General features: G+C 70.8%; 14 protein-coding genes. 3 read left to right on the top strand and 11 right to left on the bottom strand.

The window, feature by feature from the left end; all coding sequences use genetic code 11:
* Window positions 1-81 precede the first annotated feature (81 nt).
* From ACZ6C6_RS05405 to ACZ6C6_RS05415, 3 genes are all read right to left on the bottom strand, one after another.
* Window positions 82-5,085 (bottom strand): NAD-glutamate dehydrogenase, encoded by a 5,004-nt coding sequence (locus ACZ6C6_RS05405; RefSeq protein ID WP_469199216.1) that lies wholly within the window; start codon window positions 5,083-5,085, stop codon window positions 82-84.
* Window positions 5,086-5,542: 457 nt separating this feature from the next.
* Window positions 5,543-6,220 (bottom strand): HAD family hydrolase, encoded by a 678-nt coding sequence (locus ACZ6C6_RS05410; protein ID WP_469199218.1) that lies wholly within the window; start codon window positions 6,218-6,220, stop codon window positions 5,543-5,545.
* Window positions 6,221-6,259: 39 nt separating this feature from the next.
* The gene (locus ACZ6C6_RS05415; protein ID WP_469199220.1) at window positions 6,260-6,766 is read right to left on the bottom strand and encodes a DUF6912 family protein; all 507 of its coding nucleotides are present in this window, start codon (window positions 6,764-6,766) and stop codon (window positions 6,260-6,262) included.
* Between the two features lie 284 nt (window positions 6,767-7,050).
* Between ACZ6C6_RS05415 and ACZ6C6_RS05420 the strand changes: the two genes are divergently transcribed.
* Window positions 7,051-7,470, top strand: coding sequence for an Rv3235 family protein (locus ACZ6C6_RS05420; RefSeq protein WP_469199222.1), 420 nt, complete (start codon window positions 7,051-7,053; stop codon window positions 7,468-7,470).
* Window positions 7,471-7,916: 446 nt separating this feature from the next.
* On the opposite strand, the gene secA is transcribed toward ACZ6C6_RS05420, so the two are convergent.
* Window positions 7,917-10,733: a preprotein translocase subunit SecA gene (secA, locus tag ACZ6C6_RS05425; protein ID WP_469199224.1), complete on the bottom strand. Its 2,817-nt coding sequence runs from the start codon at window positions 10,731-10,733 to the stop codon at window positions 7,917-7,919.
* A 251-nt stretch (window positions 10,734-10,984) separates the two neighbouring features.
* Here secA and ACZ6C6_RS05430 point away from each other — a divergent pair, with 251 nt between their 5' ends.
* Both ACZ6C6_RS05430 and ACZ6C6_RS05435 read left to right on the top strand, forming a co-directional pair.
* Window positions 10,985-11,575 carry a GNAT family N-acetyltransferase gene (locus ACZ6C6_RS05430; RefSeq protein WP_469199358.1) on the top strand — a complete coding sequence of 197 codons (591 nt, stop codon included), beginning with the start codon at window positions 10,985-10,987 and terminating at the stop codon, window positions 11,573-11,575.
* 10 nt (window positions 11,576-11,585) lie between these two features.
* Window positions 11,586-12,761: a winged helix-turn-helix domain-containing protein gene (locus tag ACZ6C6_RS05435; protein WP_469199226.1), complete on the top strand. Its 1,176-nt coding sequence runs from the start codon at window positions 11,586-11,588 to the stop codon at window positions 12,759-12,761.
* A gap of 34 nt (window positions 12,762-12,795) precedes the next feature.
* On the opposite strand, the gene ACZ6C6_RS05440 is transcribed toward ACZ6C6_RS05435, so the two are convergent.
* The 7 genes from ACZ6C6_RS05440 to mtnA all read right to left on the bottom strand — a co-directional run bounded on the left by ACZ6C6_RS05440 (window position 12,796) and on the right by mtnA (window position 21,307).
* Complete coding sequence (locus tag ACZ6C6_RS05440; RefSeq protein WP_469199228.1) at window positions 12,796-13,548, bottom strand: response regulator; 753 nt, start codon at window positions 13,546-13,548, stop codon at window positions 12,796-12,798.
* 185 nt (window positions 13,549-13,733) lie between these two features.
* Entirely contained in the window at window positions 13,734-14,423 is a 690-nt protein-coding gene (gene hpf, locus ACZ6C6_RS05445) for a ribosome hibernation-promoting factor, HPF/YfiA family (protein WP_361035379.1), read from the bottom strand.
* Between the two features lie 322 nt (window positions 14,424-14,745).
* Window positions 14,746-15,498, bottom strand: coding sequence for a ComF family protein (locus ACZ6C6_RS05450; RefSeq protein ID WP_469199230.1), 753 nt, complete (start codon window positions 15,496-15,498; stop codon window positions 14,746-14,748).
* Window positions 15,499-15,565: 67 nt separating this feature from the next.
* Complete coding sequence (locus tag ACZ6C6_RS05455; protein WP_469199232.1) at window positions 15,566-17,431, bottom strand: LpqB family beta-propeller domain-containing protein; 1,866 nt, start codon at window positions 17,429-17,431, stop codon at window positions 15,566-15,568.
* Window positions 17,421-19,466, bottom strand: coding sequence for an MtrAB system histidine kinase MtrB (gene mtrB / locus ACZ6C6_RS05460; protein ID WP_469199234.1), 2,046 nt, complete (start codon window positions 19,464-19,466; stop codon window positions 17,421-17,423). Before mtrB ends, ACZ6C6_RS05455 begins: the two co-directional genes overlap by 11 nt.
* A 1-nt stretch (window position 19,467) precedes the next feature.
* Window positions 19,468-20,157: a two-component system response regulator MtrA gene (gene mtrA, locus ACZ6C6_RS05465; RefSeq protein ID WP_005316841.1), complete on the bottom strand. Its 690-nt coding sequence runs from the start codon at window positions 20,155-20,157 to the stop codon at window positions 19,468-19,470.
* 4 nt (window positions 20,158-20,161) lie between these two features.
* Window positions 20,162-21,307, bottom strand: coding sequence for an S-methyl-5-thioribose-1-phosphate isomerase (mtnA, locus tag ACZ6C6_RS05470; RefSeq protein WP_469199236.1), 1,146 nt, complete (start codon window positions 21,305-21,307; stop codon window positions 20,162-20,164).
* Window positions 21,308-21,439 lie beyond the last annotated feature (132 nt).

Raw genomic sequence — 21,439 nt, forward strand, 5'->3', positions numbered from 1 at the left:
CCATGGAGCCCGTCCGGCGTTCGAGGACAAGGGGCGAGCGGCCACGAACCCGCAGCCGCCCACCCCACACCGCGGCGCAGCCTAGACGTGCGTACGGAGCAATGTCCGCATCGTCCGCATCGCCACCGAGAGATTCGCCAGATCAAACGCGTCCGACCCCTGGATCTCCTCCAGCGTCGACCGCGACCGGGCCAGGATCGCCGCGTTCTTCTCCTCCCACGCCTCGAACCGCTCCTGCGGCGAAGACGCCCCGTTGCCCACGGCCAGCACATCGGCCGTCAGGGCCGCATGCGCCGCGTACAGGTCCTCGCGGATGGAGGCCCGCGCCATCGACTGCCAACGGTCCGCCCGCGGCAGCTCGATGATCCGGTCCATCAGCTGCGTGATCCCCAGCCGGTCCCCGAGGTCGTAGTACACGTCCGCGACGGCCAGCGGCTCCTTGCCCGTACGCTCCGCGATCGCCACGATGTCGAGCGCCGGGAAGACAGAGGAGAACCCGGCGACGCGCTGCGCCAGCTCGTCCGGGACACCCGCCCCGGTCAGCTCGTCCAGAATGCCCTGGTACCACTCCTGGTCGGCGCCCTTCAGCATCTTCGGCAGCGCCGCCCAGACCTGCTCGACGCCGTCCCGGAAGAAGCCGACCGTCTCGGAGATCGCCAGCGGCTGCGGCCGGTTGCCCAGCAGCCAGCGCGAGCCGCGCTCGACCAGCCGCCGCGAGTGCAGCCGGATCCGGGTCTGGACATCGGCGGCGACCTCGTTGTCGAGGGCCTCCACCGCGTCCCAGACCTCGCCGAGCCCGAAGATCTCGCGGGCCGCGAACTGCGCGCGCACGATCTCCTCGATGGAAGCCCCGGTCTCCTCCCGCAGCCGGTGCAGGAAGGTCGAACCGCCGCTGTTGACCGTGTCGTTGACCAGCACCGTGGTGATGATCTCGCGCCGCAGGGCGTGCCCGTCGACGGCCTCGGGGTAGCGCGTGCGCAGCTGCTCCGGGAAGTAGGCGTGCAGCAGCTTCTGGAGGTGCGGGTCGTCCGGCAGGCTGGTCCCGATCAGCTCCTGCGCCGCCGTGATCTTGGTGTAGGCGAGCAGCACGGCCAGCTCGGGCTGCGTCAGCCCCTTGCCGGCGTTCAGCAGCTCCCGGATCTGGCGGTCGCTGGGCAGGAATTCCAGCGCCCGGTCGAGGTAGCCGTCGCGCCCGAGCCGCCGCATGAAGCGCTGCTGGGCGTGGAGCAGGGAGGACGCCTGCGCGACCGAGTTGGCCAGGGCCGTGTTCTGCGCGTAGTTGTTGCGCAGGACCAGGTGCCCGATCTCGTCGGTCATCTCGGCGAGCAGCTTGTTGCGCTGCTTGACGGTCATGTCGCCGTCCCGCACCAGCCCGTTGAGCAGGATCTTGATGTTGACCTCGTGGTCGGAGGTGTCGACGCCGGCGCTGTTGTCGATCGCGTCGGTGTTGATCCGGCCGCCGTCCCGGGCGAACTCGATGCGCCCGAGCTGGGTGGCGCCGAGGTTGCCGCCCTCGCCGACGACCTTGGCGCGCAGGTCGGCGCCGTTGACGCGGATCGCGTCGTTGCCCTTGTCGCCGACGTCCGCGTTCGACTCGGCGGTGGACTTGATGTACGTGCCGATGCCGCCGTTCCAGACGAGGTCGACGGGTGCCTTGAGGACGGCCTGCATCAGGTCGGCGGGCGTCATCTTGCTGACCCCGGCCTCGATGCCCAGCGCCTCGCGCATGTGGGCGTTGACCGGGATGGACTTGGCGCTGCGCGGGTGGACGCCGCCGCCCGCGGAGATCAGGTCCTTGTCGTAGTCGGCCCAGGAGCTGCGCGGCAGGTCGAACAGGCGGCGCCGCTCGGCGTAGGAGGTGGCGGCGTCCGGGTTCGGGTCGATGAAGATGTGCCGGTGGTCGAAGGCGGCGACGAGCCGGATGTGCTCGGAGAGCAGCATGCCGTTGCCGAACACGTCGCCGGACATGTCGCCGACGCCGACGACCGTGAAGTCCTCGGTCTGGGTGTCGTGGCCGAGCTCGCGGAAGTGCCGCTTGACGGACTCCCAGGCGCCCCGGGCGGTGATGCCCATGCCCTTGTGGTCGTAACCGGCCGAACCGCCGGAGGCGAACGCGTCCCCGAGCCAGAAGCCGTACGCGACGGCGACCTCGTTGGCGATGTCGGAGAACTTCGCGGTGCCCTTGTCGGCGGCGACGACCAGGTACGTGTCGTCCTCGTCGTGCCGGACGACGTCCTTGGGCGGGACGACCTCGCCGGCCACCATGTTGTCGGTGATGTCGAGGAGCGCCGAGATGAAGGTGCGGTACGCGGCGATGCCCTCGGCCATCCAGGCGTCCCGGTCGGACGGGTCGGGCAGCTGCTTGGCGACGAACCCGCCCTTCGCGCCGACCGGCACGATGACGGTGTTCTTCACCATCTGCGCCTTGACCAGGCCCAGGATCTCCGTACGGAAGTCCTCGCGCCGGTCCGACCAGCGCAGACCGCCGCGGGCGACCTTGCCGAAGCGCAGGTGGACGCCCTCGACGCGCGGCGAGTAGACCCAGATCTCGAACGCGGGCCGGGGCGCGGGCAGGTCCGGGATGGACTGCGGGTCGAACTTCATCGAGACGTACGCGTGCGGCTCGCCGTCGTCCGCGTGCTGGAAGAAGTTGGTGCGCAGGGTGGCCTTGATGACGGTGAGGAAGGAGCGCAGGATGCGGTCCTCGTCGAGCGAGGCGACCTGGTCGAGCGCCCCGTCGAGCTCTTCGAGGAGCCCGTCCGTCAGCTCCGTGCCCGCGCTCTGGCGGCCCGGCGACATCCGGGCCTCGAAGAGCGAGACGAGCAGCCGGGTGGTGTGGACGTTGTTCTGGAGGGTGGACTCCATGTAGTCCTGGCTGAACGTGGAACCGGCCTGGCGCAGGTACTTCGCGTAGGCGCGCAGCACCATGGCCTGGCGCCAGTCGAGCCCGGCGCTCAGCACCAGCGCGTTGAAGCCGTCGTTCTCCGCCTGACCGGTCCACACGGCGGCGAAGGCGTCCTGGAACCGCTCGCGCGCTCCGTCGGCCAGGTAGCCGCCGTTGGCGGCGGTCTGCGGCATACGCAGCCCGAAGTCGTAGATCCAGGCGTGCGTACGGTCGGCGCAGCGCAGCTCGTACGGGCGCTCGTCCACGACCTCGACGCCGAGCCGCTGGAGGGCGGGCAGCACGGCGGACAGGGAGACCTGCTCACCGGTGCGGTAGATCTTGAAGCGGCGCTCGCCGGGGGCGGCGCCCACGGGCTCGTACAGGCTGAGGGAGAAGTCCCGCTCGTTCTCCTTGAGCGCTTCGAGGTGGACGAGGTCGGAGACGGCGGCGCGCGCCGAGTGGTCGGCCTTGTAGCCCTCGGGGAAGGAGTGCCCGTACTGGCGGAGCAGTTCGGCGGCGCGCTCCTCACCGCACTCGGCGTTCAGCGCCTCCTGGAAGCCGTCGGCCCAGGAGCGGGCGGCCTCGACGAGGCGGGCCTCGATGCGGTCGGCCTCGGCGTCGGTGAGGCTGGGCAGCTCGCTGCCGGGCGCGACGCGGACGACGAAGTGGAGCCGGGAGAGGATCGACTCGGTGTTCCAGGCCGTGAAGTCGACGCTGGTGCCGTTCAGTTCCTCCTTGAGGATGTCGATCAGCCGCAGCCGCACACCGGTGGTGTAGCGGTCGCGCGGCAGGTAGACGATCGCGGAGTAGTAGCGGCCGTACTCGTCCTGGCGCAGGTAGAGGCGCAGCCGGCGCCGCTCCTGGAGGTAGAGCACCGAGGTGACGATGGAGCGCAGCTGGTCGACGGGGGTCTGGAACAGCTCGTCGCGGGGGTAGGTCTCCAGGATCTGGAGCAGGTCGCGGCCGTCGTGGCTGTTGGGCGTGAACCCGGCGCCCTCCAGCACCTCGGCGACCTTGCGGCGGATGACGGGGACCCGGCGCACGGACTCGGTGTAGGCGGCGGACGAGAAGAGGCCGAGGAAGCGGCGCTCACCGATGACGTTGCCGTCGGCGTCGAACTTCTTCACGCCGACGTAGTCGAGGTAGCTGGGGCGGTGCACGGTCGCCCGGCTGTTGGCCTTGGTCAGGACGAGGAGCTTGTGCTCGCGGGCCTTGGCCCGGGCGTCGGCGGGCAGCCGGTCGAAGGACGGGCTGACGGGGTGGGCCTCGTCCTCGGTGTGGTGCGGGTCGGAGCGCAGGATGCCGAGACCGGTGCCGGGGACGGCGGCCAGCGAGTCGGAGTCCCGCAGCTCGTACTCGCGGTAGCCGAGGAAGGTGAAGTGGTCGGCGGCGAGCCAGCGCAGCAGCTCCCTGGCCTCGTTGACCTCGTCGTCGGCGAGGTCGTCCAGCGGCTCGCCGGGCAGGTCGTCGGCGATACGGAGCGCCGCGGCCCGCATCTTCTCCCAGTCCTCGACGGTCTCCCGTACGTCGGACAGGACGCGCAGCAGGTCCGCCTGGATCTGCTTGAGGTCCTCGCGGTCGGTCTCGCGGTCGATCTCGACGTGGATCCAGGACTCGACCAGCGCGTCGTGCGGCAGGCCGGCCTTGGCGTCCTTGGGGCCCTTGCCGCCATTCCGGCGGGTGCCGTCGGTCAGGACCTCGACCAGCTTGCCGGTCACGTCGCGGCGGACGACGACCTGCGGGTGGATCACGACGTGGATGCCGCGGCCCTGGCGGGAGAGCTCGTTGGTGACGGAGTCGACCAGGAACGGCATGTCGTCCGTGACGACCTCGACCACGGAGTGGCTGCACGTCCAGCCGTTCTCCTCGACGGTCGGGGTGTGCACCCGGACGTTCGCCTTGCCCTGGGGGCGCTCCTCGGCCAGCCGGTAGTGGGAGGAAGCGGCACCGAAGACGTCGATGGGGTCCCGGCCCACGATGTCCTCGGGGGCGGTGTGCAGGTAGTAGCGCTGGAGGTAGGAGAGCAGGACGTCCTGGCGGGGGAGCTCCTGCCCGGTCCCCGAGCCGTCGGCCCCGGCGGCCGCGACGTGCACCCGGGGGGCACCGCCCGGCCCGCCGACACCACCGCCCGGGCTGTTGTCAGCTACCTTGGCGGCCCGTGCGAGCAGCTCGGCCTTGGCTTCGTCCAGCTTGGTCTGCATGTCCTCTGGCTCCTGTCGCGCGCCGTTGCGTGACGTAGGTGAAAAGGTCGGCGTAACGCCACGACGCGGAGTTTCCGGTCGGGGTCGACGCTATGCCGCGATGAGAGACCGCCGGGACCGTGTGGGCCGTTTCCAGCGGCCGGTCCGGGCGGGAGGGATCAGCCGAGGCAGCCCGGGCACGGTGGCGCTCCGGGCGCGGACCGGGGGCTTCACTGCCCCCGAGGCATATCGCGCTGATCACGGGACCAGGCTATCTCGCCCGGACCGGTGACCGTCACGATACGGATGTGTACAAAAGAAGGCCGCGAAATTTGACACTCCGGACAGCGCGAACACGCCGGAGGCGGTCCTTCCCCGGCCACCGGGTCAGCCGTTCCCCGAGGGGGATCGGCTACCGGGTCAACCGCACGGCGACGGCGGTCCGCTATCGGGTCAGCCGTTCCCCGAGGGCGATCGGCTATCCGGTCAGCTGCTCGGCGAGGGCGATGGCCTCGGTCAGCGTGTCCACGACGGGCACACCGGCCTTCTCCAGGCTGGCGCGGCTGTGCGAACCGCCCGTGTAGAGGACGGCCTTGGCACCGGCGTGCGCGGCGGCCACGGCGTCGTCCACCGCGTCACCTATGACGACCGTGTGGTGCGGGGCTATCCCCTCCATGGCCGCGAGATGCCGCGCCATGTACTCCGACTTACTGCCGCCGGACGGACCGGTGCGCCCGTCCACGCGTACGAAGTGCCGCTCGATCCCGAATCCGCGTACGACGGGGACGAGCTCCTCGTGCCGGTACATGCTCATGATCGACTGGCTGCGCCCGGTCAGCTGCCACTGGGCCAGCAGCTCGGCCGCTCCGGCGGTCAGCCCGCAGGCGCTGCGCTGTTCGGTGTAGTGGCGGTGGAAGACCCCGTCCATCCGCTCCCACTCGGCGTCGGTGGGGAGCCGGCCCATCAGCCGCTCGTAGAACCGGGGTATCGGGATGCAGTACATCTCCCGGTACTGCTCGACAGTGATCGGCGCGAGGCCGACCTCGCCGAACGCGGCGTTGGTCGCGCCGACGACGGCGGTGTTGTCGTCGAGCAGTGTGCCGTTCCAGTCCCAGACCAGATGCGTGCGGTGGTGTTCCCCCGGTGCGATCCCCATGCCGGAAACGGTACTCGCCCCCACTGACAACGCCCTCGCCTACCCGATCAGGCCGGGGATCTCCTGCACCCCGAACCAGAGCAGCTCGTGGTCCTCGGCGCCGTCGACGGTGAACTGCGCGTCGTCGTCCCCGAGGTCCGCCGCCCCGAGCGCGGCCGCGGCGGCGGTGACGTCCTCGTCGGCCTCGTCGGAGTCGACGTGCACCGCGGCGGCCTTGGCCAGCGGCACGGCGGAGGCGATCGTGACCTCGCCGAGCGATGAGGCGTCGAGGATGTGGTCCGGGTCAGCGACGGCCGCCCCGTCCGGCACGTCGACGGCGACGACGACGCGGCGCCGGGCGGCCCGCGGGTCCCCGGCGATCAGCCGCAGCGAGGCGGAGGCGGCCCGGTTGAGCGCCGCGTACTCCAGCTCCTCGATGTCGTCGGAGACGTACCACTCGCGCAGCGCCGGGGTGACGGCGTAGGCGGTGAGGGGGCCGGGCCCCAGCTCACCGGCCCGGTGCGCGGCGGCGAGCCCGGCGAGGGTCAGGGGTACGTACACGCGCATGGCTCGGCCGCTTTCGTAGTCGGAGACGCCCTCAGGATACGTGCGACGTCCCCCTTTGGGGTTACGCGTACGCCCTCGCCCCCGTCCACCCGGCGACGCCCCACTCACCCCGGCACCCCGTACCGCGCCCGGCTCCCCCGCCGCCCCGCCACCCGAACAGGTGAACCCCATCGCACCCCGCCCCCTCCCCCCGACACTTGCGACAAATCCGACGCCCCCGTAGAAGATCCCCAACAGAAGTTACCGCCCGGTAAAGCCGGGCCTCTGACGCACGGGGGCGACAGATGACCACGAACAGGACCCGGCCCGCAGGACGCCACGACTCCCGCAGGCCCGAAGCCGTACCCGCCCAGCGCCACCGCGTCCCGAGGCGCATGCGCCCCCACCACTGGTTCGCCGAGCGCCTGCTCGCGGTCCTGAGCGGCCAGCGCCCGGTCCACTGGATGCTGGGCCACACGATCGGCGACGCCTACGACCAGCTGGCCGAACTGGCGCCCACGACCCCCCTGCGCACCCGAGGCACCCGCCCGGTCATCCGCATGTGCCGAGGCGCCCAGCCGGCCCCCGGCGTAGTGGAAGCCTGCGCGAGCATCGCCGCGGGCGAGCAGGTCCGGGCCATGGCCTTCCGCCTGGAACAGGGCCCGGACCTGCGCTGGCGCTGCGCGGCGGTGGAACTGGGCAACACCCCGATGCGAACGCGATGAGCCCCGGAGCCAGGCGGCCCAGGGGACCGCCACGAGGCCCAGAGGGGGCCGCATGGGCCCCAGGACCACGCCGCAAGGCCCCGCGGGGGGTTGCAGGTCCCCAGGACCGCACCGCAAGACCCGAAGGCCCTACGAGGCCCCCAGCCCCTCCGCCCACTCCGGCCCCTCCGCCGCGCCCCACCCACCCCCTCCGCCCACTCCAGCCCCTCCGCCGTACCCCACCCCCCCCCCCCCCCCCCCCCCCCCCGCCCACTCCAGCCCCTCCGGCGCTTGAGGAGCGGGGTCCGGGGCAGAGCCCCGGTTTCGGGAAGGGGCGGGGCGGGGACAAGGGCCCGCCGCAGGCGCAACGCACCCGCACCCGCACCCGCACCCGCACCCACCCCAAACACAACCGGGCCGGGCACCACCCGGTGCCCGGCCCAGCCAAACCACAACGTCAGCGCAAGCTACTTCTTGCGCCGCCGCCCCCCAGAAGACTTCTGCGCCTTACGCCGCTCCGCCCGGGTGAGCCCATCGGGCGCCCCTCCGGCCCCACCGTCACTGTCCACATTCGCGAAGTCGCCCTCGACAACCCCGCCCTCCCCGTCAACCGTGGGAGCGGAGAAGTGCAGCCGATCCGGCCGCTGTGGAGCGTCCAGCCCCTTCGCCCGGATCTCCGGCCGCGAGGCCGGCACCGCGTCCTCCTTGGACAGCGAGGTCGCCGCGTCCTCGACCGGCACCTCCTCGACCTGCTGCTCGACCTGGACCTCCAGGTTGAACAGGTAGCCGACGGACTCCTCCTTGATGCCCTCCATCATGGCGTTGAACATGTCGAAGCCCTCGCGCTGGTACTCGACCAGCGGGTCCTTCTGCGCCATGGCCCGCAGGCCGATGCCCTCCTGGAGGTAGTCCATCTCGTAGAGGTGCTCACGCCACTTCCGGTCCAGGACGGACAGCACCACACGCCGCTCCAGCTCACGCATGATCTCGGAGCCGAGCGTCTTCTCCCGCTCGTCGTACTGCTCGTGGATGTCTTCCTTGACCGACTCCGCGATGAACTCCGCCGTGACCCCGGCCAGGTCGCCCGCGGTCTCCTCCAGCTCGGCGACGGTGACCTTCACCGGGTAGAGCTGCTTGAACGCGCCCCACAGCCGGTCGAGGTCCCACTCCTCCGCGAAGCCCTCCGCCGTCTCCTGGCGGATGTAGTCGTCGATCGTGTCGTCCATGAAGTGGCGGATCTGCTCCTGGAGGTCCTCGCCCTCCAGGACCCTGCGCCGCTCCCCGTAGATGACCTCACGCTGCCGGTTGAGCACCTCGTCGTACTTCAGGACGTTCTTACGCGTCTCGAAGTTCTGCTGCTCGACCTGCGACTGCGCGGAGGCGATCGCCCGGGTCACCATCTTGTTCTCGATCGGCACATCGTCCGGCACGTTGGCCATCGACATGACGCGCTCGACCATCTGCGCCTTGAACAGCCGCATCAGGTCGTCGCCGAGCGACAGGTAGAAGCGGGACTCGCCCGGGTCTCCCTGACGGCCGGAACGACCGCGCAGCTGGTTGTCGATGCGGCGCGACTCGTGCCGCTCGGTGCCCAGCACGTACAGCCCGCCGAGATCCTTGACCTCCTCGAACTCCGCCCGCACGGACTCCTCGGCCTTCTCCAGCGCGGCGGGAAGGGCGGCCGCCCACTCCTCGACGTGCTCGACGGGGTCGAGCCCGCGCTGCCGCAGCTCCGCCTCGGCGAGGTCGTCCGGGTTGCCGCCGAGCTTGATGTCGGTGCCTCGTCCGGCCATGTTCGTCGCGACGGTCACCGCGCCCTTGCGGCCGGCCTGGGCGACGATCGTCGCCTCCCGGTCGTGCTGCTTGGCGTTCAGCACCTCGTGCTGGACACCGCGCTTGGAGAGCTGCTGCGAGAGGTACTCCGACTTCTCGACGGAGGTGGTGCCGACGAGGATCGGCTGCCCCTTCTCGTGCTTCTCGGCGATGTCGTCCACGACGGCGGCGAACTTCGCGACCTCGGTGCGGTAGATCAGGTCCGACTGGTCGACGCGCTGCATCGGCCGGTTCGTCGGGATCGGCACGACGCCCAGCTTGTAGATCTGGTGGAACTCGGCGGCCTCGGTCATCGCCGTACCGGTCATGCCGGAGAGCTTGTTGTAGAGGCGGAAGAAGTTCTGCAGGGTGATCGTGGCGAGCGTCTGGTTCTCGTCCTTGATGTCCACCCCTTCCTTCGCCTCGATCGCCTGGTGCATGCCCTCGTTGTAGCGGCGGCCGGCGAGGATACGGCCGGTGTGCTCGTCAACGATCATGACTTCGCCGTCGATGACGACGTAGTCCTTGTCCTTCTTGAAGAGTTCCTTGGCCTTGATGGCGTTGTTGAGGTACCCGACGAGGGGGGTGTTCACCGACTCGTACAGGTTGTCGATGCCGAGCCAGTCCTCGACCTTGGAGACACCGGACTCGTGGATCGCCACGGTCCGCTTCTTCTCGTCGACCTCGTAGTCGCCGGTCTCCTCGATGCCCTTGAGCGGGTTGCCCGCCTCGCCCTTGGTGAGGCGCGTGACCAGCTTGGCGAAGTCGCCGTACCACTTGGTGGCCTGGTCGGCGGGACCGGAGATGATCAGCGGTGTACGGGCCTCGTCCACCAGGATCGAGTCGACCTCGTCCACGATCGCGAAGTTGTGGCCGCGCTGGACCAGCTCGTCCTTCGCCCATGCCATGTTGTCGCGGAGGTAGTCGAACCCGAACTCGTTGTTCGTGCCGTACGTGATGTCGCAGGCGTACTGCTCACGGCGCTGGGCCGGAGTCATGTTCGCGATGATGCAGCCGACGCTGAGGCCGAGGAACTTGTGGACCCGGCCCATCATCTCGGAGTCGCGCGAGGCCAGGTAGTCGTTCACCGTGATCAGGTGGACGCCGTCGCCCGACAGCGCGTTCAGATACGCGGGCAGCGTGCCGACGAGGGTCTTGCCCTCACCGGTCTTCATCTCGGCCACATAGCCGAGGTGCAGCGCGGCGCCGCCCATGATCTGGACGTCGTAGTGGCGCTGGCCGAGGACGCGCTTGGCCGCCTCGCGGACGGTGGCGAACGCCTCGGGAAGCAGGTCGTCCAGGCTCTCGCCGTCCGCGTACCGTTCCTTGTACTCGTCGGTGAGCGCCCGCAGCTCGGCGTCGGAGAGGTTGACGAAGTCCTCTTCGATGGAGCTGACCTGGTCCGCGATGCGGTGCAGTTTGCGCAGGATCTTGCCTTCGCCTGCACGCATGAGCTTGTTGAAGACGGACACTGAGGCTGGTCTCCTTGCCGGTCGGGCCTGGGCACTGGGTCGTGTGATGGACTCGGGCACGGGCACGGCAGGTGGGCCCCACCGCAACGGTCATCGTAAGCGAGGACCCCGCCGCGCCGGGAGGGCTGCCACCGCGTTGTCCCCGCGGTGCCCTTCAGAGTCAACGGACGAAGGGCACCGAAGGTGCCGGGGAACCACGAAAACTACTCGCGTCCTCACCGGCGCCTCACCAGAATCCCTTCATGGAACCCTTGGAACCGATCACCCTCACCACCGACCGCCTGCAGCTGCGTCCCTTCGCTCCCGAGGACACCGACGCGGTGTACGAGGCATGCCAGGACCCGGACATCCAGCGCTGGACGGTCGTCCCCTCGCCGTATGCGCGCGCCGACGCGGAATTCTTCACCGAACGCCTCTCGCCCGAGGGCTGGCGGGACGGCTCGATGTACAACTTCGCGGTGCGGACCCGTGAGGACGGCGCGCTCATCGGCGCGCTCGGCGTCAACCGGCGGACTCTCTCGGGGACGTACGAGATCGGCTTCTGGACCGCCGCGGAGCGCCGCGGCCGCGGCTACATGACCGAGGCCGTCCTGTGCGCCGCCCACTGGTCCTTCACCGCACTCGGCTGCGACCGGCTGGAGTGGCGTGCGGAGGTCGGCAACGTCCCCTCGCGGGCCGTCGCGCTGCGCGCGGGCTTCCGCATGGAGGGCGAGCAGCGCTCGGGGCTGCTCAACAAGGGCGTACGCCGCGACACGTGGGTGGGCGCGCTGCTCCCCGCGGACCTGGGTCTGCCGGGCACCGCCGCCTACGTACCGGCGAGCGGTGTCAGTCCCGCCCCCTAGAGTGCGGAGCATGACGTCTGTGCAGCCACCCGCAGTCGAACTCTCCGCCGACCAGGCCCGCAGGATAGCCCTGCGCGCCCAGGGCTTCCTGGGCGCACCGGACCGCCGGTCGGGGGTGCCCGGGGTGCTGCGCCACCTCGGCGCCGTACAGCTGGACACGATCTCGGTGCTGGCCCGCTCGCACGAGCTGATCCCGTACGCGCGCCTGGGCGCGATCGGGCGGCGCACGGTCGAGGAAGCGTACTGGTCGGGCGGCCGCGCCTTCGAGTACTGGTCGCACGCGGCGTGCATCCTGCCCGTCGAGGAGTGGCCGCACTTCGCGTTCCGACGACGCGCCTACCGGGCCCGGCCGCAGTGGTCCCACGACCTGCCGGACGGCGCGTACGACACCGTCATCAAGCAGTTGACCGCCGAGGGCCCGCTGACGGCGACGGAGCTGGGCGGCGCGAAGAACGGCGGGGAGTGGTGGGACTGGTCCGCCTCGAAGGTCGCCGTCGAACGGGCCCTGATGTACGGCGAGGTGGTGTGCACCGAGCGGCGCGGCTGGAAGCGGGTGTACGACCTCGCGGAGCGCGCCCTGCCCGACACCGTGCTGCACGACGACCTGGACGACGCCGAGTGCCTGCGCCGCCTCGTCGCGCTCGCCGGGCAGTCGCTGGGCGTGGGCACCCGGGCGGACATCGCCGACTACCACCGCCTCAAGGGCGAGCAGTTCGACGCCGTGGTGGCGGACTCCGGGCTGGTGCCCGTGGCCGTGGAGGGCTGGTCCAAGCCTGCGTGGGCGGACCCGGCGGCGCTGGCCTCCGAGCCCCGGGGCCGGCACCGCACGACGCTGCTCTCCCCGTTCGACTCGCTGGTCTGGGAGCGGGCGCGGACCGAGCGGATCTTCGGCTTCACCCACCGACTTGAGGCGTACGTGCCCAAGCAGAAGCGGGTCCACGGCTATTTCGCGATGCCCCTGCTGGCGGGCGGGCGACTTCAGGGCCGCGTCGACCCGGCCCGCGAGGGTACGACGCTGATCGCCCGGCAGGTGTCCCTGGCGGGCGCGAAGGCCGTGGCGCCGATGGCTCAGGCCCTGGTGGAGGCGGCTTCCTGGGTCGGCTGCACGGACGTCCGGCTGGAGCGGGTGGAGGCTCCGGAGCTGCGCGGGCCGCTCGCGGCGGAGATCGCCCGCCTGCTGGCCTGACCGCGCCCGGTGTGCTGCCGGCCGTCGCGCCGGCTCACCGGATCTCCAGGATCTTCTCCCGCATCGCGTAGACGACCGCTTCCATCCGGGAGTGGAGCTGGAGCTTCTCCAGAATGTTGCGGACGTGGTTCTTCACGGTGTTCTCGGAAATGAACAGTTCCTTCGCGATATCGCGATTGTTCATGCCGGTCGCGACCAGTTTGAGGACTTCCAGTTCCCGTTCGGTGAGCCTGGGCGCCGGCACCAGACGGCGTTCGTCGGTGCGCTGGATCATCGACTTGAACTCGGTGAGCAGTTTCGACGCCATGGACGGGCTGATCTGGGACTGCCCGTCGGCGACCGCGCGAATCGCGGTGGACACCTCGTCCGTGGAGATCTCCTTGAGGAGATAACCCGTGGCCCCTGCTTTGATCGCCTCGTAGAGATCGGCCTCCTCGTCGCTGATCGTCAGCATGATGATCTTCGCGCTGGGGGCCACTTCCTTGATGGACGTGCAGGCTTCGATTCCACCGCGCCGCGGCATCCGCACATCCATCAGCACGATGTCCGGGAGCAGGTCGGCCGCCTTGTCGACCGCCTCGGCGCCGTCCCCGGCCTCGCCGACGACCTCGATGTCCTCCTCGTGCGCGAGGACGATCTCCAGACCTCTGCGAAAGAGCGCGTGGTCGTCCACCACTAGGACCCGGATGGGCTCCTTGCGGTAGCCGCCGTCCCGGTCCGCACCGCCGAGGTGGCGTGCGTCGTCGGCATCACTCGCGTCGCGCACGGGCCCGAAGGTGTCCGCCATCGTTCCTCCCCCTGAAGGCCACGGCCTGAAATTCACGAACGGTCCGCCAACGGCAGTTCACAGAGCACCGATTGGCTTGGGCCGCCATGATTTCATGCCGGGACGGCAGTGCGGTGATGACTTGGTGACAGACGGGTGCCCCTGGGGGCGTACGGACGCTCCAGGGGCACCACTCGATGGTGGCGTCAGCCGCCGAGCGCGCCGCCCGCGCCGCCCGCCTCGTCGGCGGCCAGCGGATCGGTCCTCAGATGAATGACACCGTAGTCGTAGGCGTGCCGCCGGTAGACGACACTGGGTTCCTTCGTCTCGTTGTCCACGAACAGATAGAAGTCGTGTCCGACCAGTTCCATCTCGTAGAGAGCCTGGTCGAGCGACATGGGCGCCGCGACGTGCGTCTTCTCGCGCATCACCAGCGGTCCTTCGCCCTGTACCTCGAGCGAACCGATCCTGGTGGTGGGTACGGACTGTGCCGTCTCGTCGGGAATCAGCTCGCCGTCACCGTTGAAGGATGCCGCGTCCGGCACCATCTCTCCGACCTCGGCAGCGGGGATGCGTCCCGTGCCCCGACGGCTGTAGCGCTTGTCGTGCTGCTTGCGCAGCCGGGCCTCCAGCTTGCCGGTGGCCAGGTCCAGCGCTGCGTACGGGTCGCCTGCGGCCGCCTCTGCCCTGATGACCGGCCCACGCGAGCGGAGCGTGATCTCCACCCGGTCGGAGCGGTCGGCCTGCCGAGGGTTCGGCTCCTTGGACACCTCCACGTCGAGGCTGATCACCTTGCCGTCGAACTTCTGGATCTTGTCCAGCTTCAGCTTCTCGGCCACGTGCTTCCGGAACCGCTCGGGCACCTCGGTCTTGCGGCCCTTGACGACGATGTCCACGCAGAACTCCGTTCCCGGATCGCTCCGCTCGACGGCGGAGCATCTCCCTTTTGCACCAGGCCCCGGGGGTGGCCGGGGCCGCGGACTCGGTGACTTCCACCTCCTCCTCCCCCGCCGGCGAGGTTTCCACCCCACCGGATTTCCGGTTTCCGAACCGCTGGTGGGTCGCCTGCCCGAAACCTGATGGTGCATTCGTCGAGGGCCGGCATTCACCATTCCTCACAACCGAACATAGCCTGCTCGGCCGGTTGTCGGCACCCGCTACTCGCGCGTACCTCCGTTCAGGTCTTTTTACCCACTCACTACCTGCAACGATGCAAGTTCAGTTCCAGTTCCGGTTTATTTCCTGTCCGAGGGGACATGCTGCGTCGAACGCCAAGGGGGACGCAGCGACCACGGCCGCGTCGCGCACGACGGAGGGCCCGGCGTGCCCGCAGGCGACCGCTCCGAGAGCCCGGGCCGCCTCGGCCAGCGTGGCCCCCGTGGTCAGCAGGTCGTCCACCAGCACCACCCGTCCGGCGGTGAGCAGCCGCCCACCCCCGGCCGCCACATCCAGCGCCCCGGCGAGGTTGGCCGCGCGCTCCGCCGCGGTCAGACCCGACTGGTCGGCCACCGCCCGCCGCTGCCGCAGCACCGCGGCGACGGTGGCCGGGACGCCGTCCCTCCGGAGCTGCGCGGCCGCCGCCAGCGCGATACGCCGTGCCGGGTCGTGCCCGCGTGCCGCCACCGCACGGCGCGCGGAGGGCACCGGTACGAGCAGCAGCGGCCGCCCGTCCGGATCCCGCCCGGCTCCGGCCCGTACCGCACTCGCCAGCGACCGGCCGAGCGGGCGGGCCATCGCGAGCACTCCGCGCTCCTTGTGGGCCAGCAGAACCGACCGCACCGCGCCCTCGTAGCCGGCGGCGGCATGCACCACGGGCAGCCCGGGTGGCTCCGGCGAGGGCCGCACCCGGCGCGGCGCCCCGCCGTGCAGCTGCGCGCCGCACGCCTCGCACAGCTCCGTCCGTGTCCTGCCGCAGCCGCCGCAGGACACCGGAAGAACGAGCCCGCTGATCTCCCGCCACCACCCCCGCACACCTCAACTGTGCCCCTCCCGGAGCCGGCGGGCCACCCCTGTGGAAAACCTCTGGAGGGGGCGGGTGTCAGCCCGGGTAGACCAGCGCCGAGCCCTCCTTGAGGACCGTCTGCCAGTTGTCGCCGGGGAGCAGCTTCACTATCCCGTCACCGAAGGTGTCCGCCATCAGCGGCAGCTGTTCGTCGTCGGCGGCCGCGATGGCCAGCACCTGGTTCACCCCGGGCAGGACGCCCGAGGAGGGAGTCGAGCCGTCCGCCTGCACGTAGCGGACCTGCTGGACGCCGCCCTGCTCCTTGCCGACGACCACGAGGCGGCTGCGGCCGGACCAGGACACCGCCGTCACGTCCGCGAGCTGCGGCGCCGCCTGACGCAGGTCGACCACGGACACCTCGGCGTCGTCCTGCGGGCCGAGCCGCTCGATCCTGCCGATCTTCAGCGTGGTGTGGCCGTCCTTCGTCAGCAGCAGCGCTATGCGTACCCCGTCCGAGGAGAGCCGCAGCCCGGCGATCCGGCTGCCACCCAGGCTCGGCATGGTCACTTCCTGCGGCTTTCCCGTGCCGTCGGGCAGCCTCAGCAGCCGGGAGTTCTCCGGATCGCGGTCGGCGACCCAGAGATCGCCCCGGCCGTCCCAGCTGGGCGCCGTCAGCCGGTCCTCGGGGTCGGCCGCCTTGCTCGTCAGGGCCGGTACGGGCAGCTCGCCGTCCGCGGCGATGGAGGTCACGTAGAGCGATTCGTTGTGCTGGGAGAGCGCCGCCGCCGACTGCTCGTCCCGGGCCACGCCGACCGCGCTCACCTTCAGCGAGCCGTCGCCGAAGGGACCAGCCACCGGCTCCGGCTCGCCGCTGCCCCTGGTGCTGCCCGGGATGCGCTCCACCCGGCCCTTGGCATCGACGAAGTACTGGCTGTCGGGTCCGCCCGAGGAGCCGTCGGGGGCGTACTCCTCGGCCTGGTCCGCGTCGAGCACGCACAGCGGCGAACCGTCGGAACGCTGCAACTCCACCTGCTCGACCCGCGCGGACGTCAGGTCCCGGAGAGTGAAGAGGACCTGCGAGGCCATCATCCGGCAGACCCGCTGCCCGGTCCCGTCCGCCTTCTTGTCGAGCGGGACCTTCAGGACGTTGCGGTCGTCGGGCGTCAGCGAGACGACCCCCTTCCTGAGGTCCGTCCCCTTGGGGAAGCGCGAGGCGACGGCCGGCCGCAGCCAGTCGGTCGGGCCCCGCAGAAGGCTGCGGACCGCCTGCGTCACCGTGTCCAGCCCGGTCGAGGGATCGGTCCGGTTGCGGAGGTAGACAGGGTCGGCGACGAGGGTGGCCTCCGCGTCGGACCGCCCGTTCGCGAAGTAGTACTTATTGACCGAGCGGTACAGCCGCTTGAAGTCGGACTGGCCGAGCACCAGGCCGTCCGGCACGGAGTCGATGCGCCATTCCTTGCCGTCCGGCGTCTTCTCCCGCACCAGGTGGAGCGTGCGGGAGAAATCCGTCGGAACGAGCGGCTGGTACGCGTTCTGCGCGTCGACCGTCGCCACCTGCTCCCCCGTGAGGGTGTAGGTGACCTCGGTCGTGGAACGGTCGTGGTCGTGGACCGGGCGGTCGCTCCGGTTCGGCGCCTTGGCCAGCACGGTGGTGTCCGCGCTCGGCCTCCACCGCCGCGACGCTTCCTTGGTGAGGTACTTGCGGGTCGTCCGGAAGTCGGAGTCGTCGCTGGTCATCGACTCCAGGAAGCCGTCCACCACCTCGTTCGGGGTGGCGCCGTCCCGCGGGGCGACCGCGTAGACCTGCACCTGGGAGTCGCCGGGCTGCGAGGCGTCGACGGCCTTGATGTCCCCGGAGACGGGCATCGAACCGCACGCGGACAGCACGAGCGCGCCGCATCCGACCAGCACGGTCGCCCCCACCACACGGCCACGGCCGTTCTGACGACGGTCAGTCCTCACGGATCGTGTCCTCCCGCCCCGGTTCACGCCCCGGAGAGTCGTTGTGCCCGGCCTGCCGCTCCTCCGAGGGACGCGGCACCACCCGTGCCCCGTTGCCCGGCAGGGCCGCCGGGTGCACCGAAGCGGGCGCGGTCCTGGCCGGCACGGCTGCCCGGCCGGGCAACGGGGCACGGCCCGTACCGGTGTGCTGCGAGGGCACGGCCAGCAGCCTGTGCCCGCCACCCGTCGCGGTGTTCGTGCCGGAGGCGTCCGTGGCGGCGTCCTCGGCCCGCTCCCGGCTCTCCCGGTTGCGCCGCGAGTCCTCCGGCTCCAGTGGTATCGGCGAGCCCCGCAGCGGCTCGTCCGCCGTGCGCGGCAGCGTCAGCCGGAACTGCGAACCGCCGCCGGGCTCGCCCCATGCCTGGAGCCAGCCGCCGTGCAGCCGTGCGTCCTCCACCGCGATGGAGAGGCCGAGGCCGGTGCCGCCGGTGGTCCGGGCCCGGGCCGGATCGGCCCGCCAGAAGCGGTTGAAGACCCGGGTCGCCTCGCCGGGCTTCAGCCCCACGCCGTAGTCCCGGACGGCGACGGCGACCGCCCCGCCGGCCGCGCCCATGCGCACGACCACGTCGCGCCCTTCCCCATGCTCGACGGCGTTGACGACGAGGTTGCGCAGGACGCGCTCGACGCGCCGCGCGTCGGCCTCGGCGATCACCGGCTGCTCGTCGCCGACGACCCGGATCCGGGTGCCCTTGCGCTCGGCGAGCGGCTCGGCGCCGCCGATCACCCGGCGCACCACCTGCCGCAGGTCTATCGGCTCCGCCTCCAGCGCGGCGGCACCGGCGTCGAAGCGGCTGATCTCCAGCAGGTCCGAGAGCAGCGACTCGAAGCGGTCGAGCTGGTCGCCCAGCAGCTCGGCCGACCGGGCCGTTATGGGGTCGAAGTCGACCCGCGCCTCGTGGATGACGTCGGCGGCCATCCGTACCGTCGTCAGGGGCGTGCGCAGCTCGTGCGAGACGTCCGAGACGAACCGCCGCTGCATCCGGGACAGCTCCTCCAGCTGCTGGATCTTCAGCTGGAGGCTCTGCGCCATCTTGTTGAAGGCTTCGCCGAGCCGGGCGATGTCGTCCTCGCCGGTGACCTTCATCCGTTCCTGGAGCCGGCCGGCGGAGAGCCGTTCGGCGATGCCCGCGGCCATGCGTACGGGGGTGACGACCTGGCGCACCACGAACCAGGCGATGGCGCCCAGCAGCACCACCACGAACAGGCCGGCGGTCGCCAGGGTGCCCTTGACCAGGTTCAGCGACTTCTCCTCCTGCGTGAGCGGGAAGACGTAGTACAGCTGGTACGGGTCGCGGTCGATGTCGTAGAGGCGCTTGCCGACGATGAGGCCGGGCTGGGACGCCTGCCCGTCCTCGTACTGGATCAGCGTGTACGTCTGGAAGGCGCCAGGGCCCTTGTTCACCGCGTCCCGCAGGCTCTGCGGAATGCTCGTCGCCTTGACGTTCCCCGAACCCCGGGGCGCCCGGGCACCCTCGTCGGCACTGAGCGCCATCACGTTGAAGGCGTTCTTGCCGCCACTGGCGAGCTGGTCGACCAGCTCGGTACGCCAGGAGTTGTTCTCGGTCGTGCCGTCCGCCGCGTCATCGCCCTGACCGGCGACCGGGGTGAGCGGCGCGTTCGCCTTTTCCTGGGCGGCCGCGAACCCGCCCGCGGCCTGTGTCTGGGCCGCCTTGCCCTTCGCGTCGAGCAGGCCGTTGCGCACCTGCCCGATCACGACGAGGCCGAGCAGCAGCACCACTCCGAGCGACATCAGCAGCGTGCCCGCGACGACGCGCAGCTGGAGGTTGCGCCGCCACAGCCGCACGGCGGGCAGCAGCGGACGCCGCACCCAGCGCATCAGCAAACGCGGCACCGGCCCGCCGGGCGCCCGGTCCTGGAACAACCGGCCGCCCTGCAGGAAGCGCTCGACGGGGGACGAGGTGTGCCCTGAACCGGCAGCCCGCTCCGCACGGACTCCCGGCTCCCCGGGCTTCGGAGCAGTGCTACCCAGGGACATGTCAGCTCGGTCCGGCCTTGTAACCGACGCCTCGGACGGTCACCACGATCTCCGGCCGCTCCGGGTCCTTCTCGACCTTGGAGCGGAGCCGCTGCACATGCACGTTGACCAGGCGGGTGTCCGCCGCGTGCCGGTAACCCCAGACCTGCTCCAGGAGCACCTCCCGGGTGAAGACCTGCCACGGCTTGCGCGCGAGCGCGACCAGCAGGTCGAACTCCAGCGGCGTCAGGGCGATGGACTGCCCGTCCCGCTTCACCGAGTGCCCGGCGACGTCTATGACCAGGTCCCCGATGGTCAGCTGCTCGGGGGCCGGCTCTTCGGACCTACGCAGACGTGCCCTGATCCGGGCCACCAACTCCTTCGGTTTGAACGGCTTGACGATGTAGTCGTCGGCCCCGGACTCCAGGCCCACCACCACGTCAACCGTGTCGCTCTTGGCAGTGAGCATGACGATCGGCACACCCGACTCGGCCCTGATCAGCCTGCAGACCTCGATGCCGTCCCTGCCGGGCAGCATGAGGTCGAGCAGGACCAGGTCCGGCTTCGCCTCTCGAAATGCAGCAAGTGCCTTGTCGCCGTCCGCTACGAACGACGGCTCGAAACCCTCACCACGCAGCACAATCCCGAGCATCTCGGCCAGTGCGGTGTCGTCGTCGACGACAAGGACGCGTCCCTTCATAAACGACATCATCCCATTAGCTAATCGTTACCTGCGATGATCTGGCACACAGCTCCGCCAGCCCGGCCCCCGTGACCGGCGAGATTACGCCCTCCTCCGTGACGATCGCCGTGACCAGCTCCGGCGGCGTGACATCGAAGGCGGGGTTGTACGACTGAGCCCCCACCGGGGCGACGAGCACCCCGCCCGCCTCCTCGTCCCCCATTCCGAACGGCGGGACTGTGAGCTCCGTCACTTCCCGGCCGGAGCGCTGCTCCACAATGATGGACGCCCCGTCCGCCGTGAGCAGATCCACGGTCGTCGTCGGCGCCACGACGATGAACGGTACGTGGTGGTACTTGGCGAGCACCGCCAGCGGGTAGCTCCCCACCTTGTTGGCCACCGACCCGTCCGCGGCGATGCGGTCCGCCCCGATCAGCACGGCGTCCACCTCACCCGCCGCGAACAGCGACCCCGCCGCGTTGTCCGTGAGCAGGCTGTACGGCATGCCGTTGCGCGCCGCCTCGTACGCGGTCAGCCGGGCGCCCTGCAACAGCGGACGGGTCTCGTCCACCCACAGCCGCCTCAGCCGCCCCTCCCGGTGGGCGCCGAGCGCCACCGCGAACGCGGTGCCCTCACCCCCGGAGACGAGGGCCCCCGTGTTGCAGTGGGTCAGCAGCCGGTGGCCCCCGCCCGGAACCAGCTCGTCCAGCAGGGCGAGCCCGTGCCCGGCCATCCGCACGCTGGCCTCGGCGTCCTCCCGGTGCAGTGCCCTGGCCTCCGCCAGCGCCGCCGCCCCGGCCCGCCCCTGACCGGCACCCTTGTCGAGCGCCGCCCAATAGGCCGCGGCGGCCCGGCGCACGCCGTATCCCAGGTTCACGGCGGTGGGCCGCGCCCGCGCCAGGAGCCCGGTGGCCTCCGCCACGTCATAGCCCCGCACCGCGGCCAGCGCCACACCGTAGGCACCGGCGATCCCCAGCAGGGGCGCCCCCCGCACCGCAAGGGTCCTGATCGCGTCCACCAGAGCCGGCACATCGGTGCACACCAGTTCCGTCTCCTCCGCGGGCAGCCGCCTCTGGTCGAGAAGCACCAGCACGGGGCCTTCCGGAGGCTCGTCCCAGCGAATTGACGATAGTCCGTTGGGCTCGCTGCCCACCGGCGATTGCGCGTCCTGATCAGCCATCCACCCAGTCTGCCCGGTGACCCACCCGGTCTTGAAGGCACGAGCCGGTCACGGGGCCAGGCCCGGACAGCATCGACGCGTGGCACGATGGCTGCCACCCTGACGCCGCGACGCGCGGACAGGACCGCGAAG

The sequence above is a fragment of the Streptomyces sp. NPDC041814 genome, assembly GCF_055590565.1.